Source organism: Thermodesulfobacteriota bacterium, from assembly GCA_034189135.1.
GTDB lineage: Bacteria > Desulfobacterota > Desulfobacteria > Desulfobacterales > JAUWMJ01 > JAUWMJ01.
The window spans coordinates 22,498-39,043 of sequence record JAXHVO010000023.1 but is presented as its reverse complement, the minus strand read 5'-3'; the positions used below and the strand labels follow the sequence as shown (position 1 = coordinate 39,043).

Here is a 16,546-nt window from a genome sequence, read left to right as displayed (position 1 = left end):
AAGGTAGCCAAGATTTGATTTACTACTGGCTGCCATCATTTTGAACGGTAGTAATTTAATGAACGAACATAACCAACCGGCTGGCTCGTAAAACCATGACTTTTCGTTCAGGCACTAAATATATTTTAAAGCCAAGATTTTCAGCTTTTCGTTGACTATTCAACAAACGTCAATCACAAACCTCCCATTGTTCCCGTTTTTCTATCAACAGTCATCATCTCTGCGCATTTAGAGTAAAGCTCAAGAACATCCTTGTTGCTATTCTTACTGTCTATGGCAGCTTCAAGAATCACCAGTGCATACTCAGGCCTCTGGGAAGAGACGAGTCCCTTTGCAAGCTCATGGCAACGAATGGGAAGACCCGGCCCGATGGAAGATTTCTGCAGCTCTTTCAGCTCATTTATTCCGTTATCCCTTTTCCCGTTACAGCAATATGCTGCCGCCAGCAAAAATTTGGCTGGCGGATATTGACCATTTCGTTCAAGAAGCTTTTTAAGGATTGAAACAGCTTCCGATGCACCTCCGAGATGCAGTTTAGCGAGTGCATAATTATAGTGGGCTTCCTTCATCTCAGGATCAAGTTTCATTGCTTTTTTGGCCGTTTCAAGAACGTCTTCATATTTTCCAAGACTGCAATACGATATTCCCATGTTGATATATGCCCTGGCAACATTGGGCTCAATTGCGATAAACCTTTCCCATAGCTCAATTGCCTCATCATGTTTTTTAATTATTTCCGCCTGTATCGCTAATTCACGAATAGCAACTGCATCGTCTCCCATTTTATCTAGTTTTTTCTTGCCGGTCTGATAATAAATTTCAATCTTTTTACTGCTTTTCTCCTTATTTAGCTTCCCGTAGTGGTGTACAGGAATGGCACATTTCTTTACCGTAATCCCGGCTGTTTTAAGTGAAGGTTCCACCAGTTCGTGGATCGGATATTCAAACCGGATATTTCCTTCTTTGCGAAACAATCTCACCTTTTCGCTCGGGATCCAGCCGGTGGCCGATTCCTCCCTTTCATAATGCCCGTCATTTGCGGTCCATCCGACCTGGTTGACATCCATGGTGTAGTTTCGCGTGTTAATTAAAAAAGCAACCTTTTGGGTTGCAGATTGTCTAATAATCTTTTTAAAGGCTTCATAGTCAAGGGCAGAGATCACTTCATCTGCATCCAGATGAAAGGTCCAGCTGCCTGAAGCTTTTGAAAGAGAAAAGTTCCTTGCTTCAGAAAAATCACCTGTCCATTTAAAATCAAATACTTTGGCCCCGAATACTCTGGCAATCTCAGCTGTTCTGTCCTCAGATCCTGTATCTATAACTATCATCTCATCTACCACCGGTTTCACACTTTTAAGACACCTTGCCAGACACTCCTCTTCATTTTTAGCGATCATACATAGGGAAACAGTGTGTTTTTTATCTTTTGTTTTATCAATTTCTATCGGCCCAATCAAATTCCTTATTTTGAGTGCAAAAGGCAAAATACCGTCATCCACTCCGCATAAAGCGATTGCATCTTCAATGTGACTCATGGCTTCTATATTTTTCCCTTGCTTAATGAGCACATCAATAAGCTGATATCTTAGGATTTTATTATTGGGGCTTAGGGAACAGGCTTCCTCGAAAATTCGCGCAGCTCTTTCAAAGTTCCCTGATGCGGTAACTGCAGAATGATAGTTTGTGACTATGTCGGTTATCGTTGGAGATAGAATAAATCCTTTCTCAAACAGATCCATAGCCTTTTCCTGTTGACTATCCCAGAGTATTGCACCAAGGTTCGTGTAAGGCTCCCCGTATCCAGGATCAGATTCAATGGCCTTGTTAAAACAATCTTCTGCGAAACTGATATCTTTCTTTTTAAAAGCCAAAACTCCTTTAAGGTTTAAAGCCGGTGCGAAATTACCGTTTATAGAAAGGATTCGATCGGCATAATCTTGAGCTTCTTCATTATCGCCTGCGCCTTCCTTGCAGTACCCAAGCAATTCCAGTCTTTTTACATCCAGCTCATTTGATGGTATTTCATTAAGGACATCAATGGCATCCTTGTATTTTTTTGCATTTAATAAAATTTCTGCAAGTGTATAATATGGCCGTTTATCATCAGGCGAAAGCCCGATACCCTCCAAAAGTATTTCAACAGCATTTTCCGTGTGGCCCCTCTGATCAGCATCACAGCCTTTTTCAATGGCCTTAAGGGTAAGAAATTTTTTCCCTGAATGGCTTTTTGCATCCGCCCTATTCCATTTTGTATTGAAATACTTCTTGCTTTGAGGAGAAACTTTTTTATTTTGCTGATGAACATACACATCCCCGGCAATAAGGTTTTGCCGACCCTCTAAAAGGGACCTGAGACAAAAATCTTCATCCGCAAAACCATCCGGACCAAATTTTTCGTCGAAAAATCCGATTTTCTCCAGCAAATTACGTTTAAACAGCATACAAGAACCATCAATTGAATAGGTTGGGATTCTGCGGCAGCTATTTTTCGTCCTAAATGATTCAGCAAACTCGTCTATTTCATCTTCAGAAACATTATCTGTTTTTGCGACCTTTTGAAATCCTCTTGTAAGATTCGACATTGGACCGACGATACCTGCGTCAGGAACTCTTTTAAAGCACTCAATCATCCCTGACAACCAGCCTTTGGTCACCCTAACATCATTGGATAATAAAACAATGTATTCCCCTGTGGATACTTTCATCCCCTCATTTAAATACCTGGCGAAATATGAACCTTTTGGGCATTTAATCATACGATAATTTGAATTTTCGTTTATATTTTTCTTTAACCATTTTTCCATTCCCTTTGTAGTTCCATTATTAACAAATACTATTTCATGCGGTTCAACAGTATGTCTTCGTATACTTTCTATACAATTTTTTATGTATTTTTGTTGATTTGAAGTCGGTACGATAATCGAAACATTAATATTCGGGTTTACCGATTGTTCACGGGTTAACAGTTTATCAAGGATTTGCCGAGCATCTTCATTCATGGGATCGAGATCCAGTACCTGGTGATAAAAGGTTTTTGCATCATCAAATTTCTTTAGTGAAACACATATATGACCGATTATTACGAGCGTCTCAATGTCTTCAGGGTTAATATACAGTACGCGGTTATACAATGTCAGAGCTTCTTCTACACGTCCCAGTTCCACATAATAAAAATCTGCCAGGTTTTTAAGAAAAGTAATGTTTTGAGGTTGCAACTCGACGGCCCGTTCGTAGTGTTCCCTTGCTTTGACTTTTTCCCCGTCTTGGAAGTAGAGTACTCCTAAATCATTGTGGGCGATCACAAATTCTGGATGGTCTGAAAGTAATTTCTTCAATCCTTCCTTTGCTTCCTGTTTTTTACCCCTGGATAGCAACTGTTGAACTATATGGTATTCCTCTTCAATGGATCCTGGTTTGGCTTTATGTGTGTTTTTTTGATTTCCTGCCGGTAAACCATGTTTTTCTTCAACAGAAATAAAATGCTTTGCTCGAATAAAGCCTTCTTTAACAAGATTACCCAGGTCACAAGATGAACCGTACGGCAGATCCCTGGAAATGTCCCATTTTTTCTTAAATATCTCCCAATTTTTATGGAGGCTCTTTTCATAATCGATTTGTTCTCCGGCAAACGTACGGCTTCCGAAATGATGAATAAAGCAGTCCTGGGCTATACGCGATTCATATCCGGCCAGTGTGGCTCTTAAACTGAAATCGTCATCTTCAAAGTTGCCCAGTCCGTAACGTTCATCCAGGCCGCCGATTTTTTCGATCACAACCCTTTTAATCAGCATGCAAAACCCGACCACCCGCCAGTAACGTACAGATTTTCCATCATTTTTTTCAGCAAATTCAGTCGAAAATCTTTTCAGCCCCTTCAAGTTATTCGTGTTGTAAGACACACTCTTAACCAACTGGGGACCTGAAACGTAGTTCGATTTTGGCCCCACAATACCGATCAAAGGGCTTTCTTCCGCACACCGGATCATTTTTGATAACCAGCCGGGTGTGGTTACCACGTCATTATTCATAAGCAAAACATAACCTGCACGGGAAGCTGCGATACCCTGGTTGTTTCCTTTGGCAAAACCGAAATTTTTCTTATTTTTAATTACCTGGAGCCTGTCTTCGGGTATGAGCCGCGGAAGTTCTGATTTAAGGTACTCTGCGGTACCATCCGTTGAGGCATTATCGATCACTATCAGTTCAAAGGGCAGACTTGTATGGTTGATAATGCTTTCCATACACTTTCTGGTGTATGCTAGTTGGTTACGAACCAGTATTATGATTGAAACAAGGGGCCCCACCGAGTTGTCATCCTGGCCCCAGATTTCCTCAAATTCTTTTAACGTGGATTCAATATCTTCAATTTTGCTGATCTGTTTTTGATATCTTTTATAGATTCTTTCTCTGTTCTTTCCAAACTCAGCTCCCAGTGAAGATGTCATGGTGGTGCCGTCAGTACGCCAGTTCACCTGAGCGGTGGTGCTGGCAATATGTTTAAATGTGCACTTTTTAGAAAGCCTGATCCAAAAGTCCCAATCTTCTAAGGTGGTTAATGTTTCGTCAAAAAGTCCGGCCCCGATACCCTTTTCTCTCTCAAATACAAAGCAGTTGACAGGAGCGATGTTGCCGACGAGCAATTTATCTCTTTCAAAATCTATGGAATAGGGAACCTTTTTCCCCACAAGCCTGTAAGAGTCTTTGTGCTTTTCATATGTGGCACGGACTGCGTCCGTGTAAACCACCGGTGTGTCTTCACTCACATGGGCCATTGCTGTTTCAAGATGATTGGGATAAAACAAATCGTCATCATCAAGGAGTGCAATATATTTTCCTCGCGCTATCTTGATTCCCGTGTTTCGAGCAGCGGCCAATCCCATATTTTTGGCATGAGAGACATAAGTAATATTTTTCTTTTCATTCAATTTTGATATCACATCTTCCACACTTCTTCCGGCGTCGTTGACCACGATAGTCTCAAATCTTCTGAATCTTTGCTGAAGAATACTTTCCAGAGCTGCTGCCAGCATATCCGGCCGGTTATAGGTTGGAACAATGACCGAAACCAGTGGAGTATCCATTTTATCTTCTTCTCGCTTCTGTGCTTCTGAAATTGCCAAGTTTGCGTAATGTCTCTGTTGTGAAGACTTTTTTTTGGAAATGTTGGACGAGCCAACTCTCCAGCAATAAAGAGGTTCTTTTATGTTAGCCAGTTCATAGTCCTCTGCCAATCTAAGCCACAGGTCATAGTCCTGAGCGAATTTGTATTTTTCGTTATATCCGCCAGCCCGCAACAAAGCTTCCTTTTGCATCATCACACTGCCATGACCGAACCAGTTCTGTGTTTTTAACCCCTCCTTAATATCTGAACTGTTAGTCAGAACTTCAATAACTGAAGTTGTCTTCCCTTTATCATCTATTTGATAGTACGAACTTCCTGCAGCAGCATGGTCAGGGTTTCTTTCTATAAACTCAACCTGTCTTGCAAAACGATGAGGCAGAGAAATATCATCGGCATCCATGCGTGCAATATACTCTCCCTTTGCGGCCTTCACCCCTCTGTTTAAGGACCGGGTCAGACCCAGATTTTTTCTATTTTTAATAACCCTAATCCTGGGATCACTGAAGCTTTGAAGGATTTTGTTTGATTTATCATTTGAAGCATCATCTACAATGATAAATTCAAAATCCTGGAAAGTTTGCTGTAACACACTTTCAATTGCCTCTTTCAAATGTTTTTCACCATTATAAACCGACATCACCACACTTATTTTCGGATTGGTAATTCTATCTCGATGCAGGCTTACAGGGCAATCGGCATCCCATGCCCCTTGGTAAAATTTTCTCACACGCTGGTTATGACCCTTTAAATAAACCAACCCCCTGTCATCAATAAACTCATAAAGTTTATTCTCTAGTGTATATTTATAGAGTTTACTGTTTGGAATTCCGACAAATACGTTAAACCAGGTTACGGTGGGCTTAATCTCTTTTAGCAATGCGATGGTTTGTTTAAGCTCTGCCTGGGTTTCGGTGGGAACCCCCACCACCACACTGGCCGCCACCTTAATCCCAAATTCATGGCACCATTTAAAAGCATTTCGTGTCTGCTCGACAGTAATATCTTTATTTAAAAAATCTAAGACCCTTTGGGAACCGCTTTCGACTCCAAAATAGAATCCGCAAGCCCCAGCACGTGACATAAGCTCTATGATTTCTCTGTCAAGGGTATTGACCCTTGTCTCACAAGCCCAGGATATTTTTATCCCCTTTTCCAAGAGTAAATTGCAAAATCTTTTCAGCCTTTTCTTATTAAGCGTAAAGTTATCTTCTCTAAAATAGATCCCCTTTGCCCCATATTGCTTTACCAAGTGTTCAATATCGGAGACAATCCTCTCTGCGCTAAAACAGGTATATTTTTTCCCCCAGATTGACCCCACAGAACAAAATGTGCAATTAAACGGGCACCCCCTGCTGGTATTCATGGTGAATACTGGCTTTTGAGGAAACCACTCTCCACCCCAGTTATAAGGCAAATTAATAAAATAATCCCATGCAGGCATCGGCAATTCGTCTAAATCTTTTATACGTGGATACTTAATCACTCTTTTTTTTGTCTTCCCCGCCACTATATCTTTAATGGCTTGCTCACCTTCACCCTGAACTACATAATCAACAAAATCAGGAATAGTATCTAAACACACTGTTGCATGAGGACCACCAACAATGATCTTGCCTTTCCACCTGCCGGTTTGCCTAAGCCACTCAAGTTTATAAAGCATTCGCAGAGTATCCTGGTAGCAGATAGTATTGGCATAGATACCAACATAATCTATATTGTTTTGGAGGAGATAATCTTTTTCAATAAAGTTACTCGGCTGCAAATAGTTGTCGATGAAAAAGACGTTGTGCCCTGCATTCCTTAACACAGAAATCAAAAAACCGATGCCAATCGGCGGTCTTTTTTCTGTAGTTGAAAACGGGGATTGAGATGGAGCCGCCGAGGTAGTAAGAAGCACATGCTTTCCCGACCTTGCGGTGATCTGCCTCTTGTTTTCTGAGGTATGGACTGCCTGTTTAACCCCTTGCTTCACCCCGTTCCCTGAACCACTGATTATGCTACTTGTTTCTGTTTTCAGCTTTTTTATATCGTAGAATAGTTCATTCAGCCTCTTCTCCCAGGCATGGGCAGTAAGCGCTCTTGCATGTCCAGCCTTGGCTATCTCAATACGTTTGTTTTTATGTGTAAGATAATATCTGATCTTCTCAACTGCCTCCCTGCGATCCTCAAAGCACTCTACTTCTTTTCCTATCTCAAAATACTCCTCTATTCCATCTGCATATTCGGTCAATAAAAAGCCACCGCTCATAGGCACCTCAAAAAACCTGCCCTTTATTTGTTTTATGCCATCATCAGACGAACTGCTGCTAAAGTTGAGATTTATCTTGCTGGCATTGAATACCTTGATTATATTGTTAAATTCCAAAAAAGTTCCGAATCCCTTTCCAAAAACGACAACCGGTAAGCCTTTATCCTTTAAATAAGCAAGATGTTCCCGTCGTCTGCCATAATCCTGCCCCACAAAGCTTACATCGTACAAAAATTGTAGTGGCATTTTTTTGTAATAGCCTTGGTTTGCCGCCCATTGGGATCTTACAACGTTTAGACCTATTTCTCTATACTTATCGAATGCATACCTATCAGTGGTTATTGAACAAAAAACATGTGGGGCAATAAACTTTGAGTAATTGTCAAACCGCCAGTGATCATCGGAAAACCAGGCAATTGTTTTTGCACCCAGCATTTTGATCTTGTCTAATGTGCTTATATCTACCTGGTCCTGATGGGTGATAAAGAAAACATAATCAGGTTTCTCCCTGTCAACCAGCCTTAAAACCTCGTCATTCATCTCTTTTTTACCGATCTGTCTGAGCCTTTCTACATAGTTATAGTTGATAGTGTTTGAACAGATCTTTTTTAAAGGCTCATAGAAATTAATATTGCAGTCGTAGTTTATGCAGCCAACAGATAGTAAAAATATCTTCTCCGGGATGACATTTTTATTAATATAGGAATAGGTAGCATTATCCAGAGGTTTCCCGACAAAAAACATTATGTGTCCATCTGGACCTGAAAAGGTTTTTGATTTTATTTTTTTAAATTTTTTATCCAATATTCTTTCAATTTCTTCCACGGTTGGCTCATATAGATGATATGGATTACCGGAATGATTCCCTCCAGGCAAAATAACCGGACAGCTCATTACTAGCAACCCATCTTTTCTAAGAATTCTTACAGCCTCGTCGAGGAATCTTATTCCGACATCCTTGTTTACATGCTCAAAACCTTCTAAGCATACTACAACATCAATGCTTTTGCCTGGCAAAGGGATATTGGCCATATTCCCGACCAGAAAATCTATTCCAAGGTAATGTTTCTTTGCGTAATCTACAGCTTCTTTTGAAATGTCTATCCCAGCTACACGCTTGCCTCTCAATAGAGAGGTACCCCATCCTACCCCGCAAGGGACGTCAACAACGTCCTTGTCTTTAGTATAGGCATTGGCAAAGTTATAGCGCTTGTAGAGATTTTCCCTGTAAGGACTCCCCTTAATAAAACCAGGATCTTCGGGATGCGCTCTTTCACTCATAGATTCTTCTCCATGTTTAAAATAATCCTTAAAAATATATGTTTTTTCTATACTTTTGCAAAAGGTTCATTCTTGGGGTTTAAGTATTCAAACCACGTTAATTGTGGATGGGTTTGATCCGGATTTCACATCTTCGTCGCGTAAAGATTAGAATCTATCCAGCCATCGGTTTTGGGGGTTTAAATGATTTTTGCATAAACATCCCCCCATAACAGGCTGTTGTCCGAATCTTCTAAAAGGCGAAACAGTATTTTAGAAGAAACCCATTTTTCAAACACATGCTTTGTGTTTTCTTCTAAAATCAGATTGAAGTGCTTGTATCCCAAGATCTCCAGATGAGCCACACATTTTCTAGCGTTTTCCAAAAACTCTTTCGTGAATTCAAATGATAAACAGGGAATTGGCTGAGAAAGGCCCTTTAATACATCAAACTCATATCCTTCAACATCGATTTTACAATACATTGGGCGTCCATAGATCTCTATAGCCTTATCCAGTGTTGTAACATCCACTGTAATAGTTTTATCCCACGAATGGCCTGAAAACCTCCCGGTTTTCCATTCATCAGAAAATGTCGAAATGGTATTTGCATTGCTGCAAATATAGAGTGGCATTTGACCACACCTATCTCCAAGGCCCTTATCTACGACGGTTACACTATGGTTATCCTGATACTTTTCCCTCAATGCCGATACGCATTCAGGCTGCGGTTCAAAACAGACCACCCGTGCCCCTCTTGCAAGGTATATTTCAGTTTTCGAGCCAATATTTGCACCCACATCAAACACAAGATCTTCATCTCCAATACAATCTTCAATTGCACCATCCATTATGGTGCTATGCTGATCAACCTTTGTCTTTGAATCTCCCATTTCCTGACGCATCAAGACGGATCCGTTTGGTAGCTCCTTGCAACTAATGCCTGGCTTTTGGATGTGGTCCAACTCAGAAGCAAACTCGCCGGATAACGCTGCGTAAAGCTGTTTCATCCAGGTTTCTAGTAGCGGTTTTTCGGCTGCTGCGACAGTGCTTTCCCACAATAGTTCCTCCGCACAATGCAACTGCTCCTTGATCGGGACCTTACGGTTTTTAATGGCTATCGCTTCAACATTCGAAAGATACGGTTCGTGCTGCCATGACCAGGAGCGGGTTTTAACTGGATCAAAGCCAAAATTTCCAAGGGTGCGCTTGAACCGCTCTGGAAACCATTGGTCAACATGGTATGCCCACGATGCCGCTTGATCGCCTGTAAGATGCCGGACAGCGCCAATCTTCGTTTTCCACGATGCATTAGAGATGAGCGTTTTGGCGCTGCCGATGAGATCTGGGGTTTCGATATACAGTTTTCCGCCTATTTTAAGCCAGCCATGCCATTTTATGAGCATAGCAAGGGCAACAACTCGACCGAAATGCTCAAAAACGTGATGGAGACGTACCTCATCCACTGACTCACACGGAAAATCTAAACTCCTAATGTCTGCAAATATATCAGCCTTAACCGCCACCATACTACGCCCAGACGGTGGGTAATCGATATTTATATATCTGTCAAAATGTTTTCCTCCACAACCCAGATGAATGCGGAGCGGCTGCCCTTCATGCCACAGTCCGGCACCTCTGAGTTGTGCAAGTATGCCGGTTTTACTTGTTTTCTCTATCATTCTTCTTACACCCAACTGGTAAATTATGAACCGTGTGTAGTATAGATACATTCCCATAGTTGAGAAATTTACAAGACTGTATAACCCGCCTCTCCAATTTCCAAAATTTTTTCATTTTCATTTAATATTCTCTTGATGCTAATTTCCATATGACATGAATAAATTAATAGAAATTTCTTTACAGCATTTGAATAAAAGCTTTCTTTGTTTTAAAGCAAAAAACATACCATTTAAATCTATGTTGTTTTTTCCCTAACATTTAAATAAGATACAGTCATGATGAAAATGGGAACAGAAAGAAAAGTCAATATTATGACGGAGTGACAGGAAAAATTGACTCTGGGAAAAAGGGCGAGATCACCCGGGTGAAATGTTCCCGGAAAATTTCACGGATTAAACAAGATAAAAAACGAATGTATGGTCTCATCTATTAATCCTTCATCCCCCTCTCCTACAAGAAAGAGAGGGTTTTTAACCTTTGGTGAATCTATCAATTTTAAGCGATGTCAAAATATTGACAACCGCCAAAATTAATTTCCTTCAAGTTTTTTATTCATATGCCGATATTAACTATAAGACCAACGTTAAGGAAATATGATCATGGCCAACCTTAAAAAGCAGATCAGTGACTGTATTGATGTGGATCAAAACAGTTTAAATGAAATCTCTTTGGATGATGTTCAGTTTGAAGAAAATACACTGATTGATATCAGAAGGGCGGTGATGGAAATGTTGGCATTATACGACCCTTTAGATCCTGCCGTAGAGCAAATCATGTTTTATAAAAAAAGTGTTCCCTGCATGGGATTCTGGGTTGAAAATACAAAAGATCTGGTTTTACACTTTTCGATAGAAAAACATTCCAAAACATTAGTGGTGGACAAAAACGGCTGAATGATAAGAGACGATATTACCATCAATTAGAAGGCCATAAAAAATAAGTTGTGTAGATTGCTCCGACAGGATAAACTAAATGTATAAACTATTTTAATTGGGCGACTCAGGCTAAACAATGGTAAGAATCCTTGTGGTAGACGATGAAATTGCGGTGTGCGACATTATGAGCAATTTTTTAACCTTAAAGGGTTATGAGGTTTATACGGCCTCAGATGGTCAATCAGCCATAAATAAAGTAAAAGAAGTGTGTCCTCACCTTGTTTTGCTTGACATTGTAATGCCCGGTATAAGCGGCATTAAAGTGCTTAAAGAGATAAAAAAGTTAAATCCCAATACAAAAGTCATCATAATCACTGCCGTTCCTGACCAGGGAATTATCAGCGAAAGTATTGATCTTGGTGCGTATGACTATATCAGGAAACCGATGGACTTAAAGCATGTTGAGCATATTGTTATGACTACAATAAAAAACTAACATACAATTGCGCTTACCACCTCACCAATGGATTCTGCCAAATTTCCTTTAGGGTCTCTTGAAATAACGGGTACCAGGTCTTGTGCACTTTTTTTTATATCTGGCTGATAATCAATACTTCCCAGATAATCCACCGCGACTGTCAGCATTTTTTGTGAGACATCTTGTATTCGGTTAACCACTTCAGCCACATGGTCATTTGGGGAAATCATATTGACCACCAGGCCCGGACGAAAACTTTCCAGCACATGTTCTATTAAGGACATCCTTTCAGGCAGTTGGTTTTTTACACTTTCTATTAAATCTCCTATCCCTTTTAATTTGTTGCCATTTCCCGGTATGGTGGCCTCTTTGATCAGCCACAGCAGATCAGGGTCTTTGTGTTTTCTCAATTCAGACTCAGGCCCGAACATCCTGTTTAATTTCCTGTAAAGCGCCACTTTTATTAAATTATAGGCATCTAAATAGGACGAAGGATCGCAGGTTGTCAGCACGATCCCCTGATCCGCTGCAAGAAAGAAATCGATGATATTGTACGAAGTATCTCCACCCAAATCGATGATGACATAGTCGGCATCTATCTGCTTAATTGCCCTCAGCAATTTCAGTTTTTGGGAAAAATGAATATTTGCCGATCCCAGCTGCGAGCTTCCCCCGCCCACCAGATCCGGGCCATACTTGGTGGAAACCATAATATCGTCAATGGAAGGAACGTTTTTGTTCAAAAAGTCATTAATATTATATTTAAGAAACGATTCGCCAAGGTATAGGTGAAGGTTGGCCCCGCCAAGGTCCAGATCTACCAGCACGGTTCGTTTTCCCAGGGATGAAAGATAAACTCCCAGATTGGATGCAAATATACTTTTGCCTATTCCTCCTTTTGCGCCACCCACGGCAATTATCCTGCTTTTGCGAAAATCCGGTTCAGCTATGATTTCTTCCTTTTCATAAATATAAGGGATAAGTGTTTCATATGATTGTTTAATTTTTATGAATCTTTCCTTCCTTTTCTGGATCATTTCTGCTGATTCATCAGGATGAAGCTCAGGATCGTATTGTTTTGTCTTTTTTTCCAGTGCTTTGTTTACTGATGCCAAATCCAAATTGGTGACAAACTCATCATCCCTTCCTAGTTCAGCAGAAAATAGATACGCACAGGCAATTCTGACATTCTGGAGCTGGTTTTCTGATAGATTTTCAATTTGTAGCATGATAGATTAAATTTAGTTTTATCAGTGTTCTGTTATTATTATATTTTTCCCGGTCAGGGATAAACATATATGCAAAATTCCTGCCAAAATTATAACTCAAGTTTCGAACCCCAGTTTGGCGGAAGCAATGCCCTGACGGCAGGTAACATAAAAAATCAGATGTGAATCGAATCGGCGCTTTAAAAATTCCGCCTTCACCGTGAATAAGGGGTGTAAAACTTGAGTTATAATTACCTTTTTTGGCCGAATAATAACCGCGGTTGCAGACAGGCACTGACTCAAGTTCCAAATCGGAAAAGACAAAAAATTGACACCCCTTGTTTTTTCCAAAAAAATTTATTAAAATTGCCCATTACTGTGAAAGTCTCTACCAAGGCTAAATTCATTATCAGGGAATAACCATGACTAATAAAGATATTGACGTAAAACCGGATAAAACAACAGAGGATGAACTCCAGAAAATAAGACACCTTGAATCCATTGCGGCTCTTTCGGGTGGGATTGCCCATGATTATAACAACTTGCTTACAGTGATCATCGGGAATATCTCTCTGATACAATCATATATAGAACCTGATGATATGATTTCCGGCCTTTTGGATGAAGCGCTGGAAGCTTCCATGACTGCCAAATCTTTAACCCAGAAACTGATCACCTTTGCAAGGGGCGGAGCACCGAATATGGAAACCGCATCGATTGCACCGGTAATCAAAAGCGCCACTGAATTTACCCTGAGCGGTTCTAATATTAAATGCGAATTTTCCATTCCGGATGACCTGTGGTTGGTTCGTATCGATAAAACACAGATCAGTCATGTCATTCACAACCTGGTGATGAACGCAAGGGAGGCAATGCCGGGTGGAGGAATTATTCGGGTGATCGCTCAAAACGTGGATATGGAAAAAAACCCCCAAGAATTAGAAAAAGGCAACTATGTGAAAATATCGATAATAGACCAGGGATTAGGGATTTCAACAGATATTTTAGATAAAATTTTCGACCCTTATTTTTCCACCAAAGACATGGGCACACAGAAGGGAATGGGCCTTGGCCTTTCCATATGTCATTCCATCATAAAGCAACACAACGGAAATATCCTCGCTGAATCCATTGCAGGAACCGGAACCAGTTTGCATTTTTATCTTCCCGCCTCTGAAGAAACAATTGCTACCCCTAAATCTCTGAAACCTCCTACCAAAGAAAAGCTGTTTTTAGGAAAAGGCAGAATCCTGGTGATGGACGATGAAAAAATGGTCATCAAAATCACCGGTCATATATTAAACCGGTTGGGTTACGAGGCTTCATTTTCCCAAGACGGCGCGCAGGCTGTTGAAATGTATCAACAGGCAATGGCATCGGGAAATCCTTTTGATGCGGTTATTCTCGATCTAACCGTCCGCGGCGGTATGGGAGGAAAAAAAGCGATTAAAGAGTTAATTAAAATTGATCCCAAAGTTAAAGCCATTGTATCAAGCGGCTATTCAAACAGTCCGGTAATGACCAGTTATAAAGACTACGGCTTCATCGGTGTGATCGCCAAACCATATAATATAAGTGAACTCGGCAAAAAGCTGAATGAAGTCTTAAAAAAGTAAATGAAATCCCTCAACCTCACGTCTTAGCGTTAACTCAAAGCCAAAACTCATGACAAAAATCCCCATCAGTAAATCAAAGGCGATAATTATAATTGTAATATTTTCAGGGATTCTGTTCGGAATGATTACCGGTGTATTTTTCGGCCTGACCAGTGATCTTCCCCAGATTCGTGCACTTGAAGATTTTAAGCCTTCTGCTGTTACCCGCATATATTCTGCAGACAAAGTGCTTCTGGCAGAGCTTTTTATTGAAAAAAGAGACCTGGTTCCGCTTAAAGATATTCCTCATTATCTCAAGGCGGCTCTGATCGCTACCGAAGACAGAAAATTTTACAAACACAGCGGAGTCGATATTAAAGGAATTTTACGGGCCATCGTTAAGAATATCTGGGCCGGGGAGTATGTTGAAGGGGCAAGCACAATCACCCAGCAGCTGGCAAAAACACTCTTTCTTACACCAAAGAAAACCATTATCCGAAAAATTAAAGAAGCATTGTTATCCTTTCAACTGGAGCGCCGCTACACAAAAAATGAAATACTCCAGTTATACTTAAACCAGGTTTACTTCGGCAGCGGTGCCTATGGGGTGGAATCAGCCGCCAGGCTGTTTTTGGGAAAACCTGTCAACGACTTAAACCTTGCCGAATGCGCCCTTATAGCCGGCCTGCCAAAGTCCCCTTCCCGTTACTCCCCCCTGGTCAATGTCGAGCTTGCATTAAAACGCAGAAATATTGTTTTAAAACAGATGGCCCTTACAGGAATAATCTCTGAAACGGATATGAACAAAGCCTTGAAGCAACCGCTTATCCCTGAAATATCCGGTTTTGATTCGCTTAAAGCGCCTTATTTTGTTGATCATGTGACACAATTCTTAGAAGAAATTATAGGGCCGGCAAGACTTTATAAAAGCGGTCTCACTGTATTCACCACGCTTTCCTGGCCACTGCAGAAAGCTGCGGAGCAGGCAGTAAAAAAAGGTCTTTTTGCCCTGGGAAAAAGAATGAAACAAAATAAGATGATCAACCCAAAACCGCAGGGTTCTCTTATTTCCCTGGATATACAATCCGGTGGTATTCTGGCAATGGTCGGAGGCAGAGACTATTACAAAAGTCCTTTCAACCGGGCGACCACCGCCAGAAGACAACCCGGCTCCGCTTTTAAACCGATTGTATATGCCTATGCAATCGAAAAAGGATTTCCTCAAAACACTTTAATCCTTGATGCCCCCGTTGTATTCAAGGGTGCAAGAAAAGGCGAAGATTGGCGTCCTAAAAACTTTTCAGATGATTTTTCCGGAGAAATGACCTTTAGAAAAGCCCTCACTCTTTCTAAAAATATCCCGGCAGTCAGGCTGATAGAAATGCTTGGAGCTTCCTCTGTTTCCCGCTTCGGGCATACCCTGGGTATTCAAACGCCACTTTTACCCAATCTTACCCTTGCGCTTGGCTCCTCGGAAGTCACCCTTATCGACCTTACGGCTGCTTACTCTGTATTTCCGAACAGAGGAAAGCTGATAATTCCTTATTGTATCATGGAAGTACTGGATCAAAATGAACGGGTGCTCTGGCGCATTAAGCCTCGGAAAAAACTTGCCATGTCCCGGTCAGGCGCCTCCATCATTACCAACATGCTAAAAGGGGTGATTGCAGAAGGTACAGGAAGAAAAGCGCGTATCCTCAGGCATGCTGTGGCCGGAAAGACCGGAACTTCAGATGAAGTTAAAGACGCTCTTTTTATCGGTTTTTCTCCATCGATTTCAACAGGAGTCTGGGTGGGACAGGATGATTTTACTCCCATGGGAAACAGGGAAACAGGCGCAACAGCTGCGCTTCCAATATGGATTGAATTTATGAAAAAAGCACTTGCCGACAAACCTTACCAATATTTTGACATGCCTGACGATGTGGTTCAACTCTGCATGGATACAACCACCGGCTTGCCGGTGCAGGAAAATTCACCTAAAGGGGTTAAAGCCCTCTTTAAAAAGGGAACCGAACCAAAGTGGCAGAAGTAAAATTGGCAAACGTTCAGAAAACGTAGAAGTTTAAAAATTTAA

Annotated in this window: 7 protein-coding genes; 4 read left to right on the top strand and 3 right to left on the bottom strand. The window is 41.0% G+C overall.

What is annotated here, in order from left to right; genetic code table 11:
• Positions 1-173: 173 nt before the first annotated feature.
• Positions 174-8,651, bottom strand: a complete 8,478-nt coding sequence (locus SWH54_03085) for a glycosyltransferase (GenBank protein MDY6790233.1) — start codon at positions 8,649-8,651, stop codon at positions 174-176.
• Positions 8,652-8,830: 179 nt separating this feature from the next.
• Positions 8,831-10,312, bottom strand: a complete 1,482-nt coding sequence (locus tag SWH54_03080; GenBank protein MDY6790232.1) for an FkbM family methyltransferase — start codon at positions 10,310-10,312, stop codon at positions 8,831-8,833.
• A 600-nt stretch (positions 10,313-10,912) separates the two neighbouring features.
• On the opposite strand from SWH54_03080, the gene SWH54_03075 reads away from it, so the two are divergent.
• Positions 10,913-11,206, top strand: coding sequence for a hypothetical protein (locus SWH54_03075; GenBank protein ID MDY6790231.1), 294 nt, complete (start codon positions 10,913-10,915; stop codon positions 11,204-11,206).
• 118 nt (positions 11,207-11,324) lie between these two features.
• A complete protein-coding gene (locus SWH54_03070) occupies positions 11,325-11,684 on the top strand; it encodes a response regulator (protein ID MDY6790230.1) in 360 nt (119 codons plus the stop codon).
• On the opposite strand, the gene SWH54_03065 is transcribed toward SWH54_03070, so the two are convergent.
• Entirely contained in the window at positions 11,681-12,895 is a 1,215-nt protein-coding gene (locus SWH54_03065) for an AAA family ATPase (GenBank protein ID MDY6790229.1), read from the bottom strand. The two genes, SWH54_03070 and SWH54_03065, sit on opposite strands and share 4 nt — an antisense overlap.
• A 401-nt stretch (positions 12,896-13,296) precedes the next feature.
• Between SWH54_03065 and SWH54_03060 the strand changes: the two genes are divergently transcribed.
• Positions 13,297-14,490: an ATP-binding protein gene (locus tag SWH54_03060; protein ID MDY6790228.1), complete on the top strand. Its 1,194-nt coding sequence runs from the start codon at positions 13,297-13,299 to the stop codon at positions 14,488-14,490.
• A 49-nt stretch (positions 14,491-14,539) separates the two neighbouring features.
• Entirely contained in the window at positions 14,540-16,504 is a 1,965-nt protein-coding gene (locus SWH54_03055; GenBank protein ID MDY6790227.1) for a PBP1A family penicillin-binding protein, read from the top strand.
• Positions 16,505-16,546 lie beyond the last annotated feature (42 nt).

Coding starts and splice junctions, on each gene's coding strand:
- SWH54_03085 (MDY6790233.1), bottom strand. CDS start 8,651: ATGAGTGAAAGAGCGCATCCCGAAGATCCTGGTTTTATTAAGGGGAGT.
- SWH54_03080 (MDY6790232.1), bottom strand. CDS start 10,312: ATGATAGAGAAAACAAGTAAAACCGGCATACTTGCACAACTCAGAGGT.
- SWH54_03075 (MDY6790231.1), top strand. CDS start 10,913: ATGGCCAACCTTAAAAAGCAGATCAGTGACTGTATTGATGTGGATCAA.
- SWH54_03070 (MDY6790230.1), top strand. CDS start 11,325: ATGGTAAGAATCCTTGTGGTAGACGATGAAATTGCGGTGTGCGACATT.
- SWH54_03065 (MDY6790229.1), bottom strand. CDS start 12,895: ATGCTACAAATTGAAAATCTATCAGAAAACCAGCTCCAGAATGTCAGA.
- SWH54_03060 (MDY6790228.1), top strand. CDS start 13,297: ATGACTAATAAAGATATTGACGTAAAACCGGATAAAACAACAGAGGAT.
- SWH54_03055 (MDY6790227.1), top strand. CDS start 14,540: ATGACAAAAATCCCCATCAGTAAATCAAAGGCGATAATTATAATTGTA.